Origin of the sequence: Vibrio sp. B1FIG11 (assembly GCF_905175335.1) — a bacterium.
Classification (GTDB): Bacteria; Pseudomonadota; Gammaproteobacteria; order Enterobacterales; family Vibrionaceae; genus Vibrio; species Vibrio campbellii.
In genome coordinates, this window is the sequence record NZ_HG992752.1 from 939565 (window position 1) to 963537 (window position 23973).

The 23973-nt window shown below is 44.8% G+C and carries 20 protein-coding genes; 7 read left to right on the forward strand and 13 right to left on the reverse strand.

The annotated features are described in order from the left end of the window. The first annotated feature begins 296 nt into the window (after positions 1 to 296). Entirely contained in the window at positions 297 to 1523 is a 1227-nt protein-coding gene (locus KHO06_RS21105; protein ID WP_005431261.1) for a DUF819 family protein, read from the forward strand. 413 nt (positions 1524 to 1936) lie between these two features. After that, positions 1937 to 2686, forward strand: a complete 750-nt coding sequence (locus KHO06_RS21110) for a MipA/OmpV family protein (protein ID WP_212583331.1) — start codon at positions 1937 to 1939, stop codon at positions 2684 to 2686. A gap of 137 nt (positions 2687 to 2823) precedes the next feature. On the opposite strand, the gene KHO06_RS21115 is transcribed toward KHO06_RS21110, so the two are convergent. Continuing rightward, complete coding sequence (locus KHO06_RS21115) at positions 2824 to 3717, reverse strand: LysR family transcriptional regulator (protein WP_212583332.1); 894 nt, start codon at positions 3715 to 3717, stop codon at positions 2824 to 2826. 108 nt (positions 3718 to 3825) lie between these two features. Here KHO06_RS21115 and accD point away from each other — a divergent pair, with 108 nt between their 5' ends. After that, positions 3826 to 4695, forward strand: coding sequence for an acetyl-CoA carboxylase, carboxyltransferase subunit beta (gene accD / locus KHO06_RS21120; RefSeq protein WP_212583333.1), 870 nt, complete (start codon positions 3826 to 3828; stop codon positions 4693 to 4695). Between the two features lie 122 nt (positions 4696 to 4817). On the opposite strand, the gene KHO06_RS21125 is transcribed toward accD, so the two are convergent. Beyond that, entirely contained in the window at positions 4818 to 5765 is a 948-nt protein-coding gene (locus KHO06_RS21125; RefSeq protein ID WP_212583334.1) for a hypothetical protein, read from the reverse strand. A 440-nt stretch (positions 5766 to 6205) separates the two neighbouring features. Here KHO06_RS21125 and KHO06_RS21130 point away from each other — a divergent pair, with 440 nt between their 5' ends. After that, positions 6206 to 6466: a DUF5062 family protein gene (locus tag KHO06_RS21130; RefSeq protein WP_005376453.1), complete on the forward strand. Its 261-nt coding sequence runs from the start codon at positions 6206 to 6208 to the stop codon at positions 6464 to 6466. A 132-nt stretch (positions 6467 to 6598) separates the two neighbouring features. Here KHO06_RS21130 and KHO06_RS21135 read toward each other — a convergent pair whose 3' ends face one another. The 4 genes from KHO06_RS21135 to KHO06_RS21150 all read right to left on the reverse strand — a co-directional run bounded on the left by KHO06_RS21135 (position 6599) and on the right by KHO06_RS21150 (position 12721). Next, positions 6599 to 8962 carry an arylsulfatase gene (locus KHO06_RS21135; RefSeq protein WP_212583335.1) on the reverse strand — a complete coding sequence of 788 codons (2364 nt, stop codon included), beginning with the start codon at positions 8960 to 8962 and terminating at the stop codon, positions 6599 to 6601. 42 nt (positions 8963 to 9004) lie between these two features. After that, the gene (locus KHO06_RS21140; RefSeq protein ID WP_212583336.1) at positions 9005 to 10603 is read right to left on the reverse strand and encodes a sulfatase-like hydrolase/transferase; all 1599 of its coding nucleotides are present in this window, start codon (positions 10601 to 10603) and stop codon (positions 9005 to 9007) included. A 161-nt stretch (positions 10604 to 10764) separates the two neighbouring features. Then, complete coding sequence (locus KHO06_RS21145) at positions 10765 to 12054, reverse strand: anaerobic sulfatase maturase (protein WP_212583337.1); 1290 nt, start codon at positions 12052 to 12054, stop codon at positions 10765 to 10767. Between the two features lie 241 nt (positions 12055 to 12295). Next, positions 12296 to 12721 carry a nuclear transport factor 2 family protein gene (locus tag KHO06_RS21150; RefSeq protein WP_212583338.1) on the reverse strand — a complete coding sequence of 142 codons (426 nt, stop codon included), beginning with the start codon at positions 12719 to 12721 and terminating at the stop codon, positions 12296 to 12298. A gap of 187 nt (positions 12722 to 12908) precedes the next feature. Between KHO06_RS21150 and KHO06_RS21155 the strand changes: the two genes are divergently transcribed. Together KHO06_RS21155 and KHO06_RS21160 are read left to right on the forward strand one after the other, a co-directional pair. Further along, a complete protein-coding gene (locus KHO06_RS21155) occupies positions 12909 to 13247 on the forward strand; it encodes a helix-turn-helix domain-containing protein (RefSeq protein ID WP_212583339.1) in 339 nt (112 codons plus the stop codon). Between the two features lie 152 nt (positions 13248 to 13399). After that, positions 13400 to 13894, forward strand: a complete 495-nt coding sequence (locus tag KHO06_RS21160; RefSeq protein ID WP_212583340.1) for a YcxB family protein — start codon at positions 13400 to 13402, stop codon at positions 13892 to 13894. Between the two features lie 96 nt (positions 13895 to 13990). Here the strand turns inward: KHO06_RS21160 and KHO06_RS21165 are convergent, their stop codons facing one another. The 7 genes from KHO06_RS21165 to KHO06_RS21195 form a co-directional block, all read right to left on the reverse strand. After that, positions 13991 to 16132 carry a TonB-dependent receptor gene (locus tag KHO06_RS21165; protein ID WP_212583341.1) on the reverse strand — a complete coding sequence of 714 codons (2142 nt, stop codon included), beginning with the start codon at positions 16130 to 16132 and terminating at the stop codon, positions 13991 to 13993. A gap of 48 nt (positions 16133 to 16180) precedes the next feature. Next, the gene (gene fecE, locus KHO06_RS21170; protein ID WP_182052408.1) at positions 16181 to 16945 is read right to left on the reverse strand and encodes a Fe(3+) dicitrate ABC transporter ATP-binding protein FecE; all 765 of its coding nucleotides are present in this window, start codon (positions 16943 to 16945) and stop codon (positions 16181 to 16183) included. Further along, complete coding sequence (locus tag KHO06_RS21175) at positions 16945 to 17916, reverse strand: iron chelate uptake ABC transporter family permease subunit (protein ID WP_212583342.1); 972 nt, start codon at positions 17914 to 17916, stop codon at positions 16945 to 16947. Before KHO06_RS21175 ends, fecE begins: the two co-directional genes overlap by 1 nt. Beyond that, positions 17913 to 18929, reverse strand: a complete 1017-nt coding sequence (locus KHO06_RS21180; RefSeq protein WP_212583343.1) for an iron chelate uptake ABC transporter family permease subunit — start codon at positions 18927 to 18929, stop codon at positions 17913 to 17915. Before KHO06_RS21180 ends, KHO06_RS21175 begins: the two co-directional genes overlap by 4 nt. Further along, positions 18930 to 19826 (reverse strand): Fe(3+) dicitrate ABC transporter substrate-binding protein FecB, encoded by an 897-nt coding sequence (locus tag KHO06_RS21185; RefSeq protein ID WP_212583344.1) that lies wholly within the window; start codon positions 19824 to 19826, stop codon positions 18930 to 18932. 437 nt (positions 19827 to 20263) lie between these two features. After that, positions 20264 to 20740 (reverse strand): hypothetical protein, encoded by a 477-nt coding sequence (locus tag KHO06_RS21190; protein ID WP_212583345.1) that lies wholly within the window; start codon positions 20738 to 20740, stop codon positions 20264 to 20266. Positions 20741 to 20752: 12 nt separating this feature from the next. Next, complete coding sequence (locus KHO06_RS21195; RefSeq protein ID WP_212583346.1) at positions 20753 to 22861, reverse strand: LruC domain-containing protein; 2109 nt, start codon at positions 22859 to 22861, stop codon at positions 20753 to 20755. Positions 22862 to 23275: 414 nt separating this feature from the next. On the opposite strand from KHO06_RS21195, the gene KHO06_RS21200 reads away from it, so the two are divergent. Then, positions 23276 to 23971, forward strand: a complete 696-nt coding sequence (locus KHO06_RS21200) for an AraC family transcriptional regulator (RefSeq protein WP_212583347.1) — start codon at positions 23276 to 23278, stop codon at positions 23969 to 23971. The last annotated feature ends 2 nt before the right edge of the window (positions 23972 to 23973 follow it).

The window sequence follows — 23973 nt, forward strand, 5'->3', positions numbered from 1 at the left end:
GGGATTTTGCCATACAAAAACTTATCAGTATTTGCATGGTGAATATCATGCCGATAAATATTAATGCTTGACTATAAACCACGAAACATAGGAAGGCGATAATGAGGAAATTTTTTTGAGTTAAATGAAAATAACGCAATCGCTTTATAAATAAAGGGTTTGCGAGCAATTGTTGTGATGTTGCAAGGATATTTCAAAGTGTTTCTGCTGTTACATATTGTAACATTAATGCGTTATCTGTATGGTTCACCCTCTCAAAAGTAGACATTCACGCTCAAATTAAAGGAAGAACTATAATGATTTCTAATGATGCAGTAATCATGGGCATGTTAGCGGTGATACTTGGCGGTATCTTCATTACGGAAAGCAGCCAAAACAGCGCACTAAAAAAATTCTATTCGATCATTCCTGGTCTTTTGCTTTGCTACTTTGTTCCGTCACTACTTAACAGTTTCGGTATTATTGATGCGTCAAATTCTAAGCTATACTTCGTAGCTAGCCGTTACTTGTTGCCAAGTGCACTGGTACTTCTGATCATTTCTGCTGACCTTCGCAAAATCATTGGCCTTGGCCCAAAAGCCGTCATCATGTTCTTAACCGGTACAGCGGGTATCATCATCGGTGGTCCATTGGCGATTCTTATTATCGACCAAGTCTCTCCGGATCTTGTGTCTGGTGATGTTTGGCGCGGTCTAACCACAGTCGCAGGCTCTTGGATTGGCGGCGGTGCTAACCAAGCGGCGATGAAAGAAGTATTCGAAGTGAACGACCAGCTATTCTCGGCGATGATCACTGTGGACGTTATCTGTGCCAACGTTTGGATGGCAATCTTGTTAATCATGGTTGGTCGTCAAAAGAAAGTCGACGCATGGCTAAAAGCAGACACATCATCTATTGAAGAACTGAAAGAAACCGTTTCTAAGTATCAAGAAGAAAACGACCGTCCAACGACAACAACAGACTTGGTTAAAATTGCCGCGATTGCGTTTGGTTTAACGGGTCTGGCCCATTATTTCAGCGATATGATTGCACCTTGGATTTCAACCAATGCCCCGGAACTGGCGAAATACAGCCTAACGTCTGGCTTCTTCTGGTTGATCGTATTGGTAACGACGTTTGCGCTGATTGCTTCTTGTTTTAAATCAACACGCAGCCTTGAGCATGGCGGTGCATCTAAAATCGGTTCAACCTTTATCTACATCCTTGTTGCGACCATTGGTATGCAAATGGACGTGACCGCAATCTTCGACAACCCAGGTTACTTCTTTATCGGCATCGTATGGCTAACCATCCATGCTGTACTGATGATTGCTGTTGCGAAACTTATTCGTGCGCCGTTGTTCTTTATGGCTGTAGGTAGCCAAGCGAACGTTGGCGGTGCGGCTTCTGCTCCGGTTGTTGCGGCGGCATTCCACCCTGCACTTGCGCCAGTGGGTATTCTAATGGCCGTGCTAGGTTATGCACTTGGCACATACGGTGCTTACATTAGCGGCCTATTAATGCAGTTGGCGGCAGGGCAATAATTCTGTAGTGCTTTTCACAGCACATTGAGAACAGAGGCATTTTGGGAACGAAAGGTACATTAGTTACAAAGGTACATTAGTTACAAAAGTACATTAGGAGCCAAAGTGCATTGGAAAAAAGTCCGATATGGCAACGACCATGTCGGGCTTTTTTATTTTTAAAAGCATATTTACATACCCGAACTTCAGCACGAGATTGAGATCATCTCTGGTGTATTTATTCAAGTTTTGTTGACTCTGTTTCTATGATTTATTTCTGAATTTTATAGGGAGGGCTCTGATAAATAACGACATTTTTCAACCTAAAATACATTTATAAAACAAACTAACAATTTAGATAAAATTATATAAAGTTTGTTGAGTCGGTTTTAATTATTCGTAGAATCTCGCCCAATTAAAAATTGGAGCTCAACATGAATAAAACCTTATTACTTGTACCGACATTATTATTTAGCGCTTATTCTCACGCCGATAGCTCTTTGTCTCTTGGTATTGGTGCGCTTTATTCTCCTTCTCCATATATTGGAATGGATACGCAGTTTACACCTTTACCTTCGATTGTTTATCGAGATAAACACGTGAGCGTTGAGGGTACGACAGCAAGTTACAGCTTTAATGGCCGAGGTGCACCGATTGAATACTTTGCGAAAGTGGGCTTCGATCCTAGGATTATGCGACCTTCGGATTCGAGTGATGCAGACATGCAGAAGCTAGACAAGCGTAAGACATCATTCATGGGTGGAGCAGGGGTGAGAGTCAACTTTCCCAGAACCACCGCGTTTCTAGAAAGCATGATCGCGACCGATATCAGTGGAGTTCATAATGGTCATTACGGAGAGATCAAAGCGGCCTATCCAATAAGAATGGGTGCGTTTGGTATCACGCCTTCAATCGGTTATCAAATAAACAGCGCGGATCTAAATAATCATCTTTACGGCGTATCTCGCGAAGAGGCGAGTCGTACTCGATTTGATGAATATTCCATGGACTATGAGGGTGATTACTTCATTGGCTTGAATGGCTATATGTTCTTAACCAAAAAAATCAGCATTTCAGGTAGCGTTCGTTATGTGAGCCTTGAAGATGATTTGAAAAAAAGCCCAATCCTTTCAGAAACAGACAGCATGACCGCATATTTGTCGCTCAATTACACCTTTTTCTAAATAGCCTTTTTCTGTCAAATAGAAATATAAGCCGACACACTGTGTCGGCTGTTTAATATATTTGGAGTGCCGTTATTTTTCTTATCTTTAATATTCGATATTTTTAAATGACAAGGTTAGTATTGTATCAACCCGTGTTATTCATTTGCTTGCTTTCTAAGGTGTTCGATAAATACGGGTATCTTCTTCGCTAAATGTTTTCGCGACGCGTAAAAGGCATACAGCACCAAATCTTCTGGTTCGTATTCCAGCTTGATCACTTCTAGCTCACCAGAATCGATTTCTTGATGGCAAAAGCCAGTGGGCAGTATTGCAAACCCAAGTCCAGCCAGTGCCCCCGTTTTAGCGAACTGTCCGCTGTTGACCTTAAATGATGACGCCACTCTTTGAGTTATCAAGGAGCCATCTGTCGTTTTGAAAACCCACGGTGTACCTTTCAAGGCGGTAAAGCTGCTGATGCAAGGGATGTGTTTTAAATCGGTAATCTGAAACGGCTTTTGGCAGTTTTGTAGCAGTTTCGGCGATGCAACAACAACACTTGGCCAGCGCTTAATTTCTTTCGCAACCCAATTGCTATCTTCTAACTTCCCTCGATGAAAACTTAAGATAACGTCAAACCCGTCCAGCAAGTCCTCTTTCGGGCTCAGGTTGGTCTCGCAATTTAACGCAATCGAAGGGTATTGAGTACAAAACGAGACAACAGCTTTAGCCAGCTCTGGTGAATCAGGCATGAGGATATTGAGCTGTCCCATGACTTCGTGCGAGTGCTGAGTGACCTCTTCAAGCGCGTCATTGAGTTTGTCGAACAATGGTTGCGTGCGCAGGTAGAGTTGCTCTCCGGCTTCGGTGGCGCAAATACGTCTTGTGGTTCTATCAAATAATCGCACATCAAGTTGCTCTTCGAGTAAAGCAATGTGGCGGCTGATATTAGATGTCGGTAAACACAAGAACTCCGCGGCTCGTTTAAAGCTGTTGTTCTCGTAAACACCGTGGAAACTCTTAAGCCATTGCGGGTCGATCTTATCAAGCATCTTAGTTAATCCCATTTTGTTGGATTATAAAGCCAATTAAGCCCACTTTATTACCGAAATCAGGTTTATACAATGCTCGTCAACATCGTTTCTGGATAAAGGCTTCTTATGAGTTGGTTAGAAAAGTTATTAGATAAAAACAACATTATTAACACGCGTAAAGCATCGATCCCCGAAGGCGTTTGGACCAAGTGCCCGTCTTGTGAACAAGTGTTGTATCGAATAGCGCTAAAAGAAAACTTGGAAGTGTGCCCTAAATGCAACCATCACATGCGGATGACTGCGCGCCATCGATTGGACAGCTTCTTGGATAAAGAGAAGCGAAGCGAGATTGCCTGCGAGTATGAGCCGAAAGATGTGCTCAATTTTAAAGACAAGAAACGCTATAAAGAACGGATCGCCCTTGCTCAAAAAAGCACAGGAGAGAAAGATGCACTGGTTGCGATGAAAGGCGAGCTATTAGGGTTACCCATCGTTGCTTGCGCATTTGAGTTTTCTTTTATGGCTGGCTCTATGGGCTCTGTGGTGGGGGCAAAGTTTGTTGAGGCCGTCGATATTGCCATCGAAGAAAACCGCGGCTTGGTCTGCTTTTCTGCCTGTGGCGGTGCAAGGATGCAAGAGTCTTTGATGGCATTGATGCAAATGGCCAAAACCAGTGCAGCGTTGGATCATTTATCCAGTGCGGGCTTGCCCTATATTTCGGTGTTGACCGATCAAACCTTTGGTGGCGTATCTGCAAGCATCGCAATGCTGGGGGACATCAATATCGGTGAACCAGAGGCAAGAATTGGGTTTGCAGGGCGTCGCGTAATAGAGCAAACCGTGCGAGAAAAACTGCCGGATGGCTTTCAACAAAGTGAGTTCCTTCTGGAGCATGGCGCATTAGATATGATTGTCGAGAGACGTGATATGCGGAGGAGGATAGGCGGGTTAATTGCCAAGCTGACCAACAAAATTATTCGACCTGAAGCAGAGTAAGTTTAATTGGCCTAAATATTATTGTTACCCTGTCACTTTTCTACACCATAAACAATAAAGGCCGAAGAGTTCGGCCTTTTTCATGACGTTACTATTAGAAATGTCTTGGTAACGGTTGAACGTTATTTATTGGTCATAGTGTACTGAATCGTCTGGTTAAAGCCGGGTAGTGCAACATCCAACAGTGCGCCGTCTGGCAGGGAATCACCATCGCTGTTTTGATATTGATAGCGGTACGTGCTAATCGATACACCAGCGGTTTGTTTCATTGATTTGATTGGGTGGAAGGCTAGGCCAAAGAAATCTAAGTCGACTTTCCACTCTTTAACCGGGTCTACATAGTAAACGCCATAAATCAGTGAGCCATCATCTACATATTCCATTTCAAAGGTTTTGGTGCCTTTTCCGAACAGCTTCTGAGTTGCCTTTTTGATTTCGCCATTCGGATAGTATTGAAGTAAAAGAGTACTCTTTTCTCTTGGCGTAGAGAGTTTGACCTCTCGGATCTTTCTTAACTTACCATCGTCATGGTAGGAATAATGAAACTCTCGAACCGACATATCATCGCCAGTTTGTGGTACTTGGCGACGTTGAAGAAGTTTGCCATCGGCACTGTATGTATATTGAATTCGAAACGTCGCGATAGGCGTACCATTAAGGTCAGTCGCCTCATCCTGAAAAACTTGCTTATTCTCAACCTCCACCTGACCTTGTTCGTTGTAACTGTATTGAGAAATGAAGTTTTCTTTGGTGTGCCTTACATAACTGTTGATTGAATCGTGTTTCATTAAAGCACGGGCAGATTCCAACCACCCCTCAGCGTTATAGATATAGTCGAACGTACTGTCGGCATAATCACGCTGTGTTACTCGCCCTAAGTGATCATATGAGTACGCACCAGCTACGGTTAGTTGCCCTTGGCTAGATTTCGCTATTTGTGTTAGGCGAGATTGATTTGCCGTGACCAGACCTTGGTCAATGTAATCTTCAAACACAGAATAGTGTTCGTAAGCCGTAGCGTTAAATGCCGCGAGAATTGCCAGACTGGCGAAGCTTCTTTTAATGTTCATAGTTAATAGCCTGTTATTTATGTTTTTTATTTATTATTCAATCAGATGGGAAATGTCACTCATCTGACTAAAAGTCCTCAACTCCAACATTGAGTAACAGGGCTGAGCTTATCAGGTGGATTTTATAAAGTAAGCAACTGCATGATAATAATTATCATTTATATTTATTTGTTAGAGGTTGATTCAAAGAAAAAGCCAATGGAAGCTCTTAGAGAAGTTAAAAACCGAGTATTTCGAAAGCAGAAATAGAGGACTTGAAATAGGGCAACTGAAACAACATTGCTCAACAACGGAATGTATACCGGATATCCGTAAGCTCAGGTTGTTTTTCAACCGGTTACTTGGCAATAACGCATAAACTTATCAATATGCGAGCTTACTAACATGCCATGCGTGACACTTAATGTATTCTTAATTGAAGCGAAGAAGAGGATTTATCAATGTCAAAAAGCTCCAAGCTTCACAATGAAGACAAACTGGTTAAGAAAGCACTAGAGATTGGTGGGAAGATGGCGAAACTACAAGGCTTTGACCTTCCTCAGTCACCACAACCTCTAAGAGTAAAAGCGATTTATCTATTCTTGGTCGATGCAAAACAGATCACGCCACTACCTGAAAGCAAGCTAGACGGTGCAAGCATCAAACACCGACTGGCAGTATGGATACACAGTGCGTTGCCAGACAACGACCCTCTAAAGTAAAAAACTCAAGAAGTCACATCGGTAAATAACAATAAGGCGAGCCAAATGGTTCGCCTTGTTTGCTTTAGTGTGTGATATTCACATGGACTTTTTCCGTCTCATTTGACTAAATTTGGGTCTATATAGCGAATACTATTCAAGCCCAAGCCGGACATTAAAGCGGTTTATTGTCCCGTCAAATGAAAAAGGTCTGCTGTGGTGATAGTCCATAGAAACGGTAGAACCAAGGTCTTTACCCACGTCAAAGCTTTCCGTCGCAGAGAATGCAGCAGGAACTGTGCGCTCTAGTTTTACCTCGGCGACCGTTTCACCGTCTACAAGTAGCTGAACATTGCCGGATTGCCCTGGTCCGGAGATGTCCGTCAAAACAGTAATCTTGTGCTTGCCTTCAGGTATAGGCTCTTTCGATGTGGCTTGGTACTGTTCGATGATCATCATATTGTAAAGATACTTTAGCCTCCCTTCTTCCATATAAAGTGTTACGCCACCACTCGCGCCGCCGACGGCATATATCACACCATTTGCTTTATCGGGTAAATCAACGTCGATATTAACAACAGTACTTTCGCGTCCAATGCCAGGAGCAGTAAATTCCGGCATTCTTTCTGTTCGTTGAGTAAATTCCCACTCTGAGTAGTCCGTCTTAACTCGGTCTTCTGGGTGTATTCGCAACCAATTACCAGCACCAATTGGATAGGCTTGATTCTCTTTTGCCACCTCGAGGAAGCGGGCTTTCATCGATTTCAGTTTTTCAGGATGCTTGTCAGCAAGATTCGTGGCTTGGCTGTAATCGACATTTAAATTGTAGAGCTCCCATTCATCTTCAGCGGAGTCCCACTTAGGGATGGTTTTCGCCGATAAAGGGGTATTCCAAGGAATAAATGGGCCGAATGTACTCGCAATCCAGCCATCTTGATATAGCGCACGACTGCCATTGTTATCAAAGAATTGCTCTTTTTTAACACTCTCAGCATTAGCATCGTCGAACGTATACGCAAAGCTCACCCCATCCAACGCGATTTGTTTGTAGCCATTGACTACTTCTGGTGCGTTGATACCAAGTAACTCGTAGATGGTGGGAGCAACATCAATGACATGATGAAATTGGTTGCGCACATTGTTGTCCGGCTTTATCGACTTAGGCCATGCGATTGCCATCGGATTTCGAGTACCGCCAAAATATGCACCTAATAATTTGGTCCCTTTGAATGGTGTGCTACCAGCCCAGGCCCACCCAGCATGATACATATTATCGGTCGCAGAAGTTCCTAAAGCTTCTAATCCACCCAAGCGCTCTAGAGCATTAATTTGCTGTTCTATCGTATTGGAGATGTTGTTCTGGGCAAGAAGCTCACTTATTGAGCCTTGTTGTCCCTCAGAACTCGAACCGTTATCACCAAAAATATAAATAATCAGTGTGTTGTCCTTCATCCCGAGATCGCTAAGACCTTGTATCACTTTACCTACCTGAACATCGGTATGTTCCACAAAGCCAGCGTATAACTCCATCAACCGAATCTGGAACTCGCGCTGCGTTTCTGGAATGCTTTCCCAGCTAGCCATCGTTGGATCACGTTTAGTCAGTATCGTATCTTCAGGGATGATGCCCAGATCTTTTTGTCGCTTGAAGGCTTGCTCTCGATAAACGTCCCAGCCTTCATTAAATTGCCCTTTATACTTGTCGGCCCACTCTTTAAACACATGATGAGGGCCATGGGCGCCACCGGGGGCCCAATACATAAGGAATGGCTTATCTGGAGAAAAAGAACGGTGATCTTCAAGCCAAGCTACGGCTTGTTGCGCTAAATCTTCGCTGAGGTGATACCCCTTATCTATAGGGGGCTCGATAGCATCGTAATTCTGTGTTAAACGAGGCTCATACTGACTCGTTTCCCCGCCTAAGAAACCGTAGAAATGCTCGAATCCATAACCGTTAGGCCAACGGTCTTTGGGGCCCATCGCGGTCGTTTCAACGACGGGAGTATTATGCCATTTACCAAATGCCGATGTCTTATAACCATAATTCTTCAACACTTCTGCGATGGTTGCAGCTTCTTTGGGAATAACACCCGTGTAACCATCCCACGCCACCGCTCTTTCTGCAATTGTCCCGCTACCGATACGAGTATGATTTCGCCCTGTCAGCAAAGAGGCGCGGGTAGGGGACGAGATAGAAGTCGTGTGAAAAGAATTAAAAACAATGCCTTCGTCAGCGACTTGCTGAAAGGTCGGCGTTTCCACAGACCCACCAAACGTTTTAGAAACACCAAACCCAACATCATCGAGCAGAATAATAAGGATGTTAGGGGCATTATTGGGTAAGTAGTTTGGACGTTCTGGCCATTTCATTGTTGAATCTTGTAGCCGTGCTTTTGCTTCTCCCTCCATCGGCGGTTGAGCAAAAGGCAATACGCTTCCGTCATTAAGTTGGTTTTCAGCATAAGAATTAGGGGCCAGTAGACAAGCAACGGCAATACTTATTAGAGAACGTTTCATATCTTGTTCCTTAGCGAGATAGCAGGATATCGAACAAAGAAATTACTGCTTCAGACCCACGTCTTTAGGTGGAAATTGTTTCAGCGTTTTGATGTGCTCTTTCGCATCCGCTGCGATGGAAGCAAGCCAAGGGTTTAGCCTATGTCCTAATGGCATTTCTTCCTTAGGGTCAATGTACAAGTTGAACAACCAAGGCGATAAACCCACTTGTTGCTTAATGGAATAGTCTATGCCCATAAAGTCAGAGAGCTCTTGCGTTGCTTGGAAGTGCATTTTGTATTCTCGGATTCGAATCGCGGCTAATTCGGTTTGCGTCCAAATGTAGATATGTTCACGCTTACTTTGACCGTTTGGAGCAACAAGGAACGAACTTTGATCAATACCATCGTAGTATCTATCCGTTGGGAGAGTGTCCATTGCAACGCCCCCTAAAGTTAAAGAGGTATTAAACAAATCCATCAAATCAAATAAGCCCGTTGAGTGGCGAGGTTGGATGACGCCTTTCCAATAGGCGATCCCAGGAACGCGAACACCGCCTTCCCAAGCCGATGCTTTACCCCCTCTGAATGGTGTATAGCCGCTATCTGGCCATGTGTCCCTTTGTGGTCCGTTGTCCGATGTAAAGAAAACAAAGGTGTTCTCTTCGATGCCCGCATCAGCAAGGGCTTTCATCACTTCACCGACTAAATAATCCACCTCGACAACGTTATCTTTATAAGGGTATTTGCTTTTACTCGCCCCTTTAAACTCTTTGCTTGGGTAGTTATCAGCATGAACTCTTAAGAAATTGTGATAAATAAAGAACGGCTTATCCTCTTTTGACAGTGCTTTAATCTTGTCGACAGTAAAGTCCATCAGCTTTTGGTCGGCTTGAACAAACTGCTCAATACTTGTCGTTTCTTCAACGACGTCTTGGCCTTTGCCTTTTTGGCCGTAAAACATGTCAATATGACCCGCCGCCTTTTTAAACGCGGCTGCCTTTTCTTCGTCCAGCACAAGGTCTGGGTAGCGTTTATCATCGAACTGCTGGGTTATCTCTTTTTGGGATGCATAGTAGCCTTGGAACTCATCAAACCCGACCTCCCAAGGGCGCATACCTTCCTCTTCACCGGTATGCCATTTCCCTGTGAGTACCGTGTGATATCCGGCATCACTTAAGAGTTGCCCGATGCTCGCCTCACCTTCCCATGGATTGACGGAGACTTTATCACCGGCAAGGATCGGGCGAATAAGCCCCGTCCGAATAGGAAGACGCCCGAGCATCATCGCAGAACGTGTTGGCGTACAGGTTGGTTGAGAGTAAACCGACGTCAACGCCAAACCTTCCGCAGCCAGCTTGTCGATGTTCGGAGTTGCAGCTCCCACAACATCACCGCCGCCCCAAACACCGCCAATATCGCCATAGCCGAGATCATCAACAAGTAACCAGATGATGTTGGGACGTTTTCCGTTCTTTGTTGCTAGCTCAGACAGTATCTTGCTTGTCTCTTGTTCCTGTTGTTTCCTTGGAATATCAGGCTGCATATTCTTAGAGGTAGCTTCCGCTCTTGATAGCGTACTCGCGAAGCTGGGCACAACGAAACACGTAGAAATGAACAGTAATGAGAATGCGGTAACCCAATGACTTGTGGTGTGTTTCATGATTATTTCCTTGTTTAAAAACCGACTAAAAGCGTGAAGAAGGTGTTATCTCCTTCTAATCGATGATTGGTTTCAAACCCGTCTAGCCAGTTGAGCTCTCCCGTTAAACTTGTTTTTTGTTTTTTGTTTTTTGTTTTTTGTTTTTTGTATCGGTCGTCGGTCTAGTTTTCTCTTAGCCGTGAAACGAGTAATGGATAATCCTTTGTCGAATGCTGATAAAAAGCTTGTAGGCCAGAGCAAAGGTACTGGAGGCCGGTTTCGCCATCCGGCGTTAATAAGAAACGATCTTTTGGACAGTGCCCCCAGCACAATTTAAGAAAGGGGCATTCCCTGCAGTATTTAGGAAGTGTTTGGTGCTTGGCGTAAGCAAAGTCTTTTTGACGCTGACTGAATGCGAGATCGCCTTGGTGCACATCTTGGATATTCCCTAACTGGTATTCGGGGTAAACAAAATGGTCACAGCTGTATAAATCGCCATTGTGCTCAATGGCCAAGTTTTTACCGCAAATCTGGCTGGTCACACACTTTTGGCTGCCATACCCTAATAATATCGATACCAAGTTTTCAAACTGATCGACGAAGACTTTGCCAAAATCTTTTGCGAACCATTCGTCCCAAATTGCATTTAAAAATAGACCCCACTTAGCGCTATCAACGCTCCAAGAAGTCACGATAGAGTCGGGGTGGGTCGGCTTTGATTGAGGTGAATCTTTGGTGACGAGCCTTTGCTCAGTGCCCTTATTCGGAGCACAGGTAGTAAAATCCGTTTTCTCAACGCAAGGAATAAACTGAATGGTTCGGGCGTTCACATGATCTCGAAGAAATCGGTAAACCGCTAACGGATGCTCAACGTTCGTGTTATTGACGACACACAAAGCACTGAAAGGGATCTCATGTTTACGCAATAATGCTATTGCCCTCATTACTTTATCGTGGCTGCCATGTTTTCCTTTGCTATAGCGGTAAACATCATGCATCTCTTTTGGTCCATCGATAGACAAACCGACTAAAAAATCATGGTCTTTTAAGAAAGCACACCATTGCTCATTTAACGCAACCCCATTCGTTTGCAGATCGTTTTCAATGCGTTGATGCTTCTTCTTGTACCTTGTTTGAAGTTCGACAACCCGCCTAAAAAAGTCTAACCCCATCAACGTTGGTTCGCCTCCTTGCCAGCTAAACACGACCTCATCGCCAGTTTGAGCCTCTATATACTGTTTGATATGGAGCTCTAACATGTGGTCGCTTAGCCTGGGTCGAGTGGGTTGATCAAGCAGGGACTGTTTATGAAGATAAAAGCAGTACTGGCAATCCAAGTTACATTGGGAGCCACTAGGTTTGATCATGGTATGGAAACGATAAGTTTCGTTACTCTGCTTAATTGGAAGCTTTAGAGGAGGGCTGTCTAGTGTGCGTTTGAGTGACTCGAAGTGCATCGTTTGATTCACCATAAGGATCGAACCCGATCAATATACATAGACTAAAACGTAGTGCTAATAATTAGCATCGTCAATAAGTCATGATGGGTGAGGGTTGTTACTGAATGAGTTTGAAGTGGGGCGTATGGGGCAACAATTTGCTTTTTAGATTACGTATAACACTGTAATTGAACAAAAACGCTGAAGAGGTGGTTATCAACGAACAAGGCGAGCCAAGTGCACCACCTTGTTTGATCTTGTTTAAAGCGAGATATCAAAAACCGTTTGGGTTATCGATAATATAGACCCAGCCACCGTCAACATAATGCATCACCTCTAACGCAGTTCCTTGTATATTCTTGCCCTTTAAAGCATTCGAGATTTCCCAATCAGAGCGCACCATGGCAACGTCGTTGTTAATATGGATAGAAACGCTTTTGGTGAGCATGTCTACATCGCCGTTCATGTAGCCTTTCAATACCTGCTTAATTTCTTCTCTGCCCTTGGCTTGATTACCTTCTTTATCTACAACAAGCACCGCGTCTGTATGAAAAAGTGTTCCTAATCCCTCCAAATCTTTGTTTGCAAAGTACTGAGCAAATAACGCATGTAATTCAGAGGGGGTTTGTGGTTTTGAATAAAGAGTCTCTGCATGTAAGCCAAGAGAGACAAGATAAGTAAACAGTAAAATGTAACGCATATCGTCATCCTTTTAATACTGGCGTAGGTCGCACCTGTCCCTTCGCCTTGTTGGAGCCACAATAGATAAGTTGGTTACGATTTAAAATTAGCTTCCCAAAAGTAACTAGTTACTCTTAGGTAACTATTGGTTTGTGATGCCGCGTTTGATTACACTGCTATAACAGAGCATGAATTAAGGAAAGGCGATGCCGACAACAGTGGATCATCAAGTACAGCCAGCGGGGTATTGCAGTGTCGATAAATACTTAACCTTGATATCGACAAAATGGACCGCTCACATTGTATGGTTACTAGGGCAAAAAGAAGAGATGCGATTCGGCCAGATTCGTAAACAGCTAGCGCTGGTATCGAGTAAGGTACTGACTGAGCGCTTGAAGCTGTTATCTGAGCATGGATTTGTGTGGCGAAAACAAGAAGACACCATTCCAGTTACCGTCAATTACGGGTTAACCCCAAAACGTAAAGAGTTGGCTTGCGTCGTTGAACTCATTGTACAAAAAGCTGATGATTGGGATGCAGAGTAGGCGAGAGATTACCTGCTGGATTCCCCCGGAATTATTGATTTACAAAACAGAATCAAAATTGCTAAAGATAACGTCTGAGAAGCGCTACAATGCAGGTGTTGCAAGAGCGCAACCAAGAATACTCATTCACAGAAACCTTAAAGTAACCATACATGTCTAAAGATTTCGAATTCACCACAGAATACATACTCGACAAGCCTTTCTTTGCCGAGTGTTATGACCAAACTAGCCAGCCAACTAAGTTCCCACAAGCGTATCTAAAAGGGATACTGTTTCTTGTCTTTGGTGTGGTTTTATTGGAGTTTGAACTGCTACCTAACGGTTATGTCGGTTGGTTCTTTATCGTATTGAGTGTGATTGAAGCGTGCAGCGTTTACTTCAAAAGAACTTGGTGGCTGTGGCGTCAAACCATCAGCTCAAGCCGTGGCAGCAAAGTGGTGTTTGAAGTGAATGCAGACGGAGTACGCTACAAAAGCGGTAAAATCGATCGCAGCCTCGCATGGAATGAAATCGACCAACTCGAACAAACCGATTTGGGCTTCATCCTTCATCTTGGTAAACAACGCCAATACATCAGCAAATCTTGCTTAAACGAAGAAGTCATCGTGTTTATGGTAGAGCAGCACGCCGCATCAACAGCGAACTAATCAACTAGCATTAAATTGAGAAGGCGAACCATGTGGTTCGCCTTTTTTGATTTTCATTCTTTGTCTGTGGGACAGTGCTTATAAGAAAAATCAGAGTTAGAAATCAAGCTCGTAACTTAAGCTGAATGTGCGGCCACGACCAGAGAAGTAGTAAGAGCTGTGATTACGAATTTGGCTGAAGTAGTTGATGTATTGCTCATCCATTACGTTTTCAATACCAAAAGCGATACGGCCTTTATCACGCATGTCGTAATGCGTACTGAAATCAACCAGCCCGTAGCCATCAAAGTTTTGCTCTGCGCCAACATTGTTTGCACTTTTCTTGCTGTCGAATAGGTAGTTGTATTGAATTCGGCTCTCTAGCACATCAGAGAAATTATGGTTAACGGCAAGCAGTAGGCGATCTGGTGTCAGGTTTTTTAGATCCATGTCAGAGTCAACACTGCCATTGCCTGTAGTATCGACTTCACCTTCAACGTGCGCGTACATAGCACTCAGCTTAGTTGAGTCGAGCACTTGGTAGGTTGAGGTCAGTTCGTAACCCATGATGTCGGTGCGTTGGCGTTCTACATCGTAGGTACCATTGTTGTTGAGTGCTAGGTTAGCGCCATCTTTTGCAATAGACATGTAGGTGCTTGCACTAACAAACAACTTGTCTCCGCGATAGGTAAGGCCTAGCTCATAGTTGTCTGTTACAACCGGTTCTACAGCTGGCATTGTATTGAAATCAATTGGCGTACCGTTTTGGCCAGGGTTTGCATCACCAACCCAGTTACCACGTAGGATACGGCCAATATCTGGTAGGCCAAACCCTTGGTTGAAGCTAGCAAACGTGCTGAATTCATTCGTAAAAGTATAAACGGCGCCTACGTTGAATACCGCTTTTGAAGAATCCTGTGTGCCACCAATGATCTCAGAGTTGTGTCCATCGACACCGTAGCCATAGATAGTTTGACCATCGCTTACTTTTACTCGGATGCTTTCATAGCGAACGCCGGTCGATAGGCGAAGCGCATCCGTCACTAGGAAGTCACCCTGGACAAATGGCGCTAGGCTGTAATATTCCATAAGAGGCGTCACATTCAAGCCTGACTGGTCGAGTGTTTGTTCCGTTTGATCATGTAGGCCATCTAAGCCAAATACCCAAGTATCATCGAGGTCGAGCAAGTCATAGGTTTCGTAACCGACTTTAAAGCCAGTCTTTTGAGAAGAGATAGCGCCTTGGTCGTTAACTTTGGTTTCGGTTGGGTACCACGTTGCTTCACCAAACACCGCATCGTAGTTTTGGTAGAACATCTGAGCGGTAAGCATACCATTGCCCAGATCGTAATTCGTGTATTGTAGGTTGAATAACTGAGCTTCATTGCTCACTGGTTCACCTGAAGGAGAGCCCGGCTCTACAGTCCCAGGAATTCCATTCTCGAAATCACCTTTGACACCTTTATAGTTACCATTGGCCTCGATCGTATAGGTGTTAGCCGTCAATTCGATACGCTGATTACCGTCATCAAAGTTGTAGCCACCTTTAAAGAAAATGTCCGTCGCTGTGCTGTCTTGCGTTTCACCCTGAATGTCGTTCATTCCAATAGGGTTACCATTACCATCGTAGTAAAGGCCTTGTTGATCCCAAGAACCACCAAAGAACAGGTCAAATTCGTCATCGTACTTACTGACGTTGTAGAAAACTTTTCCGCCAGTGCTGTCGTTATCGAAACTTGAAGTCACACGAGTACCAACCGTTTGTTTCCAATCATCACCCGGTTTTGCACCTTTCGTGATGTAGTTGATGATACCGCCTGTAGCTCCCATACCTTGAACCGCACTTGCACCATTCACGACCTCGATTCGTTCAACCATTGATGGATCAATCGTATAGCCGTAACGGTTGCCGTTTCGAAGAGGGTTCACTTGAGGTACACCATCAATCATGATGAGCGCTTGGCGACCACGCAGGTTTTCGCCTTGGTTAGACATCTTTTGGCGACTTGGTGTAATACCCGGAACCAAGGTAGCAAGAATGCTGGTCAGGTCGTCAGAGATGATAGATTGTTCTTCAATATCCTCAGCATCGATGACGGTGACCGCACCTGCAATTTTATCTGGCGTTTGGGTATAACGGGTTGCTGTTACCACCATGGTTTCCATCTCTTGTACGCCTTCGTTTTGCGTATCTGTCTCAGCGTGTGCACTCGCGATTGAAAGTGCTAATACTGAAAGAGTGAAAGGAAGTTTACTCATTTTCATATCCTGTTTTGAGTATTTAAATTAAGGCTATGTCGATTGTTTTTATAGGTTTATACACATAGGTTTGTTTGAAACGGGGTCATTCATGATCATTGCATCAAGATCGAAAACATCCTTGAGCAACGATTGAGTGAATATCTCTTCAGGTGCACCTTGATGGGTAACTTGCCCCTTCTTCAGTACCACCAAGTGATCGCAGTAACGGCAGGCTTGGTTCAAATCATGAAGTACGACAATCACGGTTTTTCCTGCCGCATTTAGCTTTTGAATCAACTTCATCAGCTCTACTTGGTGAGATAAATCGAGGTAAGTGGTCGGTTCATCAAGCATGACAATCGGTGTGTCTTGTGCCAAAACCATCGCTATCCAAACACGTTGGCGCTGACCGCCGGATAGAGCATCTACCTTCTTGTCGACTAATTCCTCTATCTGTGTTTCGGCAATGGCTTTGTCTACTTTTTCGTGGTCGTCTTGAGTCAAACGCCCCCAGTAAGATAAATAGGGCGAGCGACCGTATTCAACGAGTCTTCTCACCGTAATATCTTCTGGCGTTGTCAACACTTGGGGCAGCAATGAAATGTATCGAGACAGCTCTTTGTCGGCGTAATCTTTAATCGACTTATCGTAGACAGTGAGTGAGCCATCAAATTGTTTGTTGATGCGACATAAGGTTTTAAGCAACGTCGACTTACCACTTCCGTTGGGGCCAATTAATGCTGTGATCTTTCCTTCTGGAATGTCGAGATCGAGGTTATGAATAATGTTTTCTTTGCCATAAGAAACAGACAGCTGATGTGTTTTAAGCATTATTTCCAACCTTTATAGCGTTGAAGTAAGAAGATGAAGTAAGGTGCACCAATGAGCGAAGTTAGTACTCCAGCCGGAAGTTCAAGTGGGGGAGCAATACCACGAGCGGCGGCGTCTGCGACAACCACAAGTAAAGCCCCAATCACACCAGACATAGGGAGCAAGTACTTGTGATTGTGTCCAAATAATAAGCGAGCTAAATGAGGAGATAGCAAGCCCACGAAGCTGATCGTCCCACTTACTGCAACGCTAATACTGGCAAGGAGAACGGAAAGAACCAATGCGATAAAGCGTGTGCGCTCTGGTTGAGCACCTATTGTGGTGGCGGCTTCTTCCCCAAGCCCCATTAAGTCGAGTTTCCAAGCCAGTCGCAACGCAAGAGGCAGTAAGATGGCCAGTGATATCCAAATCAATGGTACTTGTGACCAGTTACGCCCCCATAAGCTTCCGGTTAACCAGACCATTGCCGTATTAATTTCTACCGGGTTAACAATCAGCAGAAAATCGATACCGCTAGAAATGAAGGTGCTGATTGCAATGCCAATCAATGCGAGCCTTGCTGGGGTGGGGTTGTATTTATAGCTGATACCAATAATACCAAGCGCGGCGGTAACTCCTCCGGAAATGGCAACAGAGGCAAGTAACGGCAATGATGCGTCTGGCACATAAACAAGCAGCAAGGTTGCAGCAAAACCAGTTCCCGCGCTGATACCCATTAAATCTGGTGAGGCGAGAGGGTTTCTCAAGACTCCTTGGATCAATGCACCAGAGAGCCCGAGTCCAGCACCAACGCCAATCGCTAAGATAAAACGTGGCAGTCGGTATTGATTAATAATGAAATCGAAGTCGCCACCGTGAAATAGTGTGGTTACCACGTCACTTAAGGAAAGGGAGACACTACCGACGAATAAGCTGCCTATCGCACAAGAAACTAATAAAACGGTTAACGTAATTGCTTTTGTTTTGTTCATGACACTTTGCTCCTAACGGCCAGTGCAATGAAGAATGGCGAACCAATCAATGCAGTAATAACCCCGACCGGCGTTTCTGCTGGGAACGCGACCATGCGTGAAATAACGTCAGACCACACCAAAAGGCTTGCGCCAAGCATCGCGGTGACAGGCAGCAAAATAAAGTGATTGGTGCCGACAAGCTTGCGGGCGATATGAGGAACAAGTAGGCCAACAAAAGCGATAGGTCCCGCGATAGCAACACTCGATGTGGTTAGCAACAGCACGGAAATACAAGCAATAACACGTGTGCGGGTGAGGTTTACACCAAGTCCGGTCGCAATATCGTCGCCAAGAGTCAGCAAGTTAAGACTACGAGCGAGTGATATGGTCAAAACGATACCAACCAAGCTCACAGGCCAAAGTTGTGCCCAGTCTTCCCAAGTGATGTTAGCGATCGACCCAGCCAGCCAGTTCAATATGCTATAGGCCATATCATCGGCTAGGATTAATGCACTTCTCGTAATACCAACTAACAGGGCGTTAACGGCAATGCCGGCCAATACCAACTTAATTGGATGTGACTTACCAGCAAAGAAACCACCTAAAGAAAGTACGAGCAGTCCGCTTACCGCGCCACCAAGCAACGCATTAACGGAAAGTGGTAATTCAGGCAAGAAAACCAAATTCATGGAAGAGATAGCGATAAAACAAGATGCCCCGGCGTTTATCCCTAAAATGCTTGGAGACGCCAGCGGATTGGCTGTTAGCCCTTGCATAAGAAGCCCGGCAATCGCGAGATTGATACCAATCAGGAGAGAGGCCAGTACACGGGGTGCTCTCAACGATGAGAGAATCTGATGTTTTATATTTGCTTCATCAAAGCTAAACCAGAACCCAAATAAGTCGTGGGTCTTAAGCTCAAAAGAGGAGTAGCTGATCATAGATGCAACCGTCCCCAAACTGAGTGCTAAAAAAACAACGAAACAGCCAAATAGCGCTTTTCTACTTTGCATAACATTAATAAAAGACATCTATTTGTTTAGTAATTCAGAAAGATCTTGTGCGATTTGTTCGGCAGCATGCATACCTCGGTTAAGAGACCAAGCTTGTGGCGAAACATTCACAACCTGTTGGCGCTTGCGTGCGTTAAGGAGATTGAAAAGAGGGCTCTGTTTCCATGTGTCTGCGATGGTTTTCTCACTGTATGGTCCGATCAGAAGCCAGTCCGGGTTGGTTTTTAGCAACTGCTCTAAGCTCACTTCAACGTAAGCACGCTCTTTCTCATTTGGAATTGGGCTCTGGATACCTAGGCAAGTTAACACGCTTCCCGCGTACGATTTTGGGCCATGTAGCCACATGCCTTTCTCTGTTGCAACCGCGAACTGCATAGTGTCGGAGCTCGCAAACTTCGTCTTGAATTCAGCCATCACCTTTTTGTGTTGCTCAATGCGCGACTTCATCTCTTGTTCCTTGTTTAGAACAATACCGATTTTCATTGCGGCATCTAGGTTCTGTTCATAGTTCTCACCACGGCTTTTCAGAAGCAGTGTTGGGGCAATCTTAGACAGAGCGTCATAGGCAGACGAATGTCGTTGAACATCGGCAATGATAAGGTCAGGCTTCAATTGAGAGATAACTTCTAGGCTTGGCTGGGGGCGCATACCAACAGAAGTCCAAGGTGCCACTTGGTCTCGAATCGATTTAAGAATTCGGTTTACATCTTTATCATCCGCAACGCCAACAGGAGAAACTCCGACAGAGGCTAGGGCGTCGACAAAAGAATACTCCAAAGCAACGACGCGTTGAGGTGTCCTTGTGATCGTGAACGTTCCTCTTTCATCTGTGACCGAACGTTCATTAGTCGCGAAAGATCCAAATGAGGTGAGAGTACACAGCACCAATGCGATTGCTCTATGGATAAGGCCCATTTAACTATTCCGTTATGAAGTTTTGATTTGTAAGGAAGTGTGTCCATACAGGAAGAAGTTGCGAATGTTAGTGCAACTGAGAAGTAATATCAATAATAACTGATGTGATTGTTATTAAAGGCTGGTGGGGTTTTATTGAGGTTTATTTTGCTGGTAAATGTGTGGTTGGTTTTTTATGTGTGCGGTGAATGTTAAATGTTAAATGTTAATTCTGACGATGAACCATTCGCCACATATGAACACGCCTGATGTGAATTTGGCTCTTTGAAGGATAATCGGAATTGACTTGCTGGAAGTTACGGTAACTTGCTACGAGTGAGAGTGATCTCCTAATTTATGATGTATTCTCCCAATTCAAAAAAATCGCATGTTCCGAAGAAGCATGCGATTTTTAAAGTGGTGCTTAGTTGCCCGTAGAGCTAGATAGCTAGAAAGCCTTACAGCTTCAAGCTAGTGTCATTGACAGAGATAACACGTTTTACCGGCTCTGAGCCATCATAAAACCAAATCTCGACCAGCAAGTCTTTTTGGCTGTCAGATACATTAAAGTCGAAATCCACTTTCCCACTGGCTAATGGAACAGAAACCACTTTACTTGCGTAATGAGCTCGGTAGTTACCAGCGTTGTCTTCGCTAAATTGCTTGTACAAACTCAACTGCGCTCGTTGTGTCGAAAAGCCGCTAATATCCACACTCAGTGTACCCGGTTTTACTGGGTTGTAGTCAAAGCCCTCTGGGACAACTAAGTCCTGCGCTGTTGTCGGATCATCTGGCTCATCTGGTTCAACAATGGTAACAGGGGGCGGAGTTGAGCTGTCGTCATCGCTGCTTCCACCGCCAGAGCCATCACCGCCCCCACAGGCGGTGAGCGCGAGTAGGATAACCCCCATAAGAATTGCAATTATATATTTCATCGTATCCTCTCCCTATGGTAGATCGTAAGTTTTGTCAGTGGCAGGTGATTGATGCCAGTTTTGGTTTGTTGTGCCGCCGGATTCTGCCCAATCTTGGAACTCAGGGTAGGCTTCAACAATATCAACGCGCTCCAGTGGCCATTCCCAATCTTCAACGATGAGCAGTGCCCAAGGTAGGTAGGTAGCGGTTTTAAAGTAGTTGTTGGAGCCATTCAAGCTAGCATCGACACCGATACCGTATAAACTCGTATCGAATTGTTCCGTAGGAGCTTGGCCTGGCAGGTGGATCTCCAATGTTCGTCCAGGTTGGAACGGAAGCCCTTCACCATGATAAGTATTTGGTGTGGCGAAGATGAACGGGTCATACGGCATGTTGGCAATGGCAGAGCGATCGGAGCCTTCGGTAAAGTAGATATCGAGAGAAAAGTTCAGCAGCGAAGCGCCAGTGTCACAACCCGATTCGGTTCTGAAGTAAGTACAACCGCCGCTTGGACTAGCGTGTACACTCATATCTTCACCGATAATGAATATGGCTTCATCGGAGATAGATTCAAGGCCACTCGAAGCTTGTTCAACACCGTCGAATTTGAGCGTTGTTAAGGCCGTTTCAATGCTGCTTCGTGCGACGCCAGGTAGTCGGATCGCGAAGCCGTTTTGATAACTAGCACCGTAAGCCACTAACTTACCAGAAATACTGATGATTTCGACATGTCCTGCGAGGGTGGTCTCTGTTATTTGAAGGTCGACGACCACGTCATTCATATCGTAATCAGCCGTATATGGCCAGTTGTCTTCAAAAGCGACGGAAGCATAAGAGTCAACACTCGGGAAATGCTCGACCGAGTACCCGTTACCTGTAATGGTAATAGGGTGGTCTTCCACTTCACCAGACGTTGAACCACCGGTGTAGCTTAGGCCTGTCTGTTGACTGAATCGGAAACGGCTCCAGCTTGACCCCGCAGTTGCCGCGTCAGATACAATAAATGGCAGCGTGTTACTACCAGCGGAGAGAAGTTCATCAGTAAAGACTTGCTCACCCGCATCAGCAAAGTCGCCATCTCGGTTCCAGTCAAACCATGCAGACAAATAGCCAGAAGTGGAGGCGGTGACTTCAATCACCGAGCTTAAACCCGGGTCGAGTGCCGCCACGAAGCCAACCCCTTCTTCATCGGCAGTGTCGACAGCATTGTCATCCGCTTGCCCGCCAACATCGCCATCAGGGGCAACGCTGCCCAAGTAGGTAGAACCGTCTATTTCGTGGCGAGGACCATTTGACGCCAATGTTGTGCTGTAGGTGTCTGGTGCATCACCAAAGTCGATAGGGTCATTTGGATCGATGATTGGCGCATTAGCGCAGCGGGCACCATCGTTTTGATTGGATACTGGCCCATTAGAAACAAACTCTACAGCGGTTATAGTGCCCGCGGCAAGGCTTGCGGAAGACAAGTCGATTCTAAAAATTTTACCGTCGGAGTTGCGCGACAAATACAGATTAGCATCAACATCAAAGTAAGCAGCGCCGAACGACCCCGTCACACCGGTGTTGCCGACAAGAGTCGTTACGCCAGTGGTACGGTCGATACTGTAAAGTTTCCCTGTATTTGTATCTACCGCATATATATTGCCGTTATCCGGGTGAAACGCGAAATCAGCGAAAGAAAGTGTTGCCGTAGAGTTTACTTGTACTAGTGAAAGTGTTGCGGTTGGATCGCTGTCGAGAGGAGCGAGATCGATTTTGTATATACCTTTGTTTCTTCTATATAGGTAGTACACATGATCATAGACGTCACCCACGAAAAAGTGATTCCCTGTTCCGAGCAGACCAGACACATTTAACACCTCCGCCTGGAAATCTTGCCCCAGACGGACAACACGGTTCTCGGTCGTGTCGTAGCCGTAAAGATAGCGGTCGGTGAAATCAAACCCGACAGCATTAATGTTCCCTGGAATGCCAGTGTCTGTTTGCAACAAAGTCGTCGAGCCCGTGACTAGGTTGACCCCATAAATCTGGGTCGGGGTGGACTGAAACAGATACGCCTGGCTTGGGCAGGTGTCGAATGGCGCTGCGTATGCATTTGCTCCTAACCAAATCGACCCCAGTAATAATGATATTCTTCTCATAGTCGTTTCCCTTAATAAGTTGCATATGATGTTATGAATAAATCGTGCCATTAATAACGTATTGAAAAAGTTGGAGTTATTCAGGGAAGGGGTGTTTTTACAAATGTGAGTGTCAATTTGATTAGCAGTTTGGCTATGTTAGGTAATTCGTAGTGATTTTCGTTTTGAACGGCCACTTTGTGTTATTGCAAACGACCAATGTTCACATTAATTGCTGATTTAATTGAGTGTTTTGCTTACTACCGATGGCCTTGCAGCACGGGCTCAATGAAGGACTTGTAAACCAATCGCCGCATTAGTTGATCTCACTCTGAATTGAGGGGGATTCACTAAAGATGTTTACGCAGAAATAAGAATTGTTCAATTTGTATTCATATCGTTGCACATGTGACATCCACAAAGGTGCAGCGAGTAATGAACCATATAGTTTACCTAGGAAACAATGTTGTAGAGCGAAGAAATATTGAGAAGACTCTCACCGAGCATGGGTACTCCGTTATTAATTTTCGATACTTGCCGGAAATCACTAACCCCCTAGCTTTAGTGATTGTCTCAAGAGACGATAAAACTTCAACGGCAGAAATTGGTTGGTCTAGTGAAGAAATACAAAACCCGATATTAACGATAAGCCATGCACTATCACCTTCGAAAACCATGTTTCAACTTGAATTGAAAGAGTGGGAGATAACCCGCAGCAGAAGCTTACCTACGCCAGTTCACTTTGATTTGCTGTGCCACGAAAACTGGATAAACGCCTGTCAAAAGGCCCAACATGAATCCAGTTATGATCACAACGTTCTGATGGTTCAAAGAGCTTGCCATTATATAGAGACACACATCGACGACAATTTCACACTCAAGCAAATTGCGGATTACGTTGGCACCAATCGAACCTATTTAACTCGGATGTTTAAAGACGTGATGGGGATAACCGTCTTCAATTGGATCAAGAAACTCAGAATGCTAAAAGCTGCCTCACTGCTACACGAAACGAAAAACTCCGTCACAGACATCGCGCTCGATGTAGGAATAAGGCAGGTATCTAATTTCTCGAAAATGTTCAAAAGCTATTCAGGTGTTGCCCCCAATCAATTTAGAAAATCCTTATAACC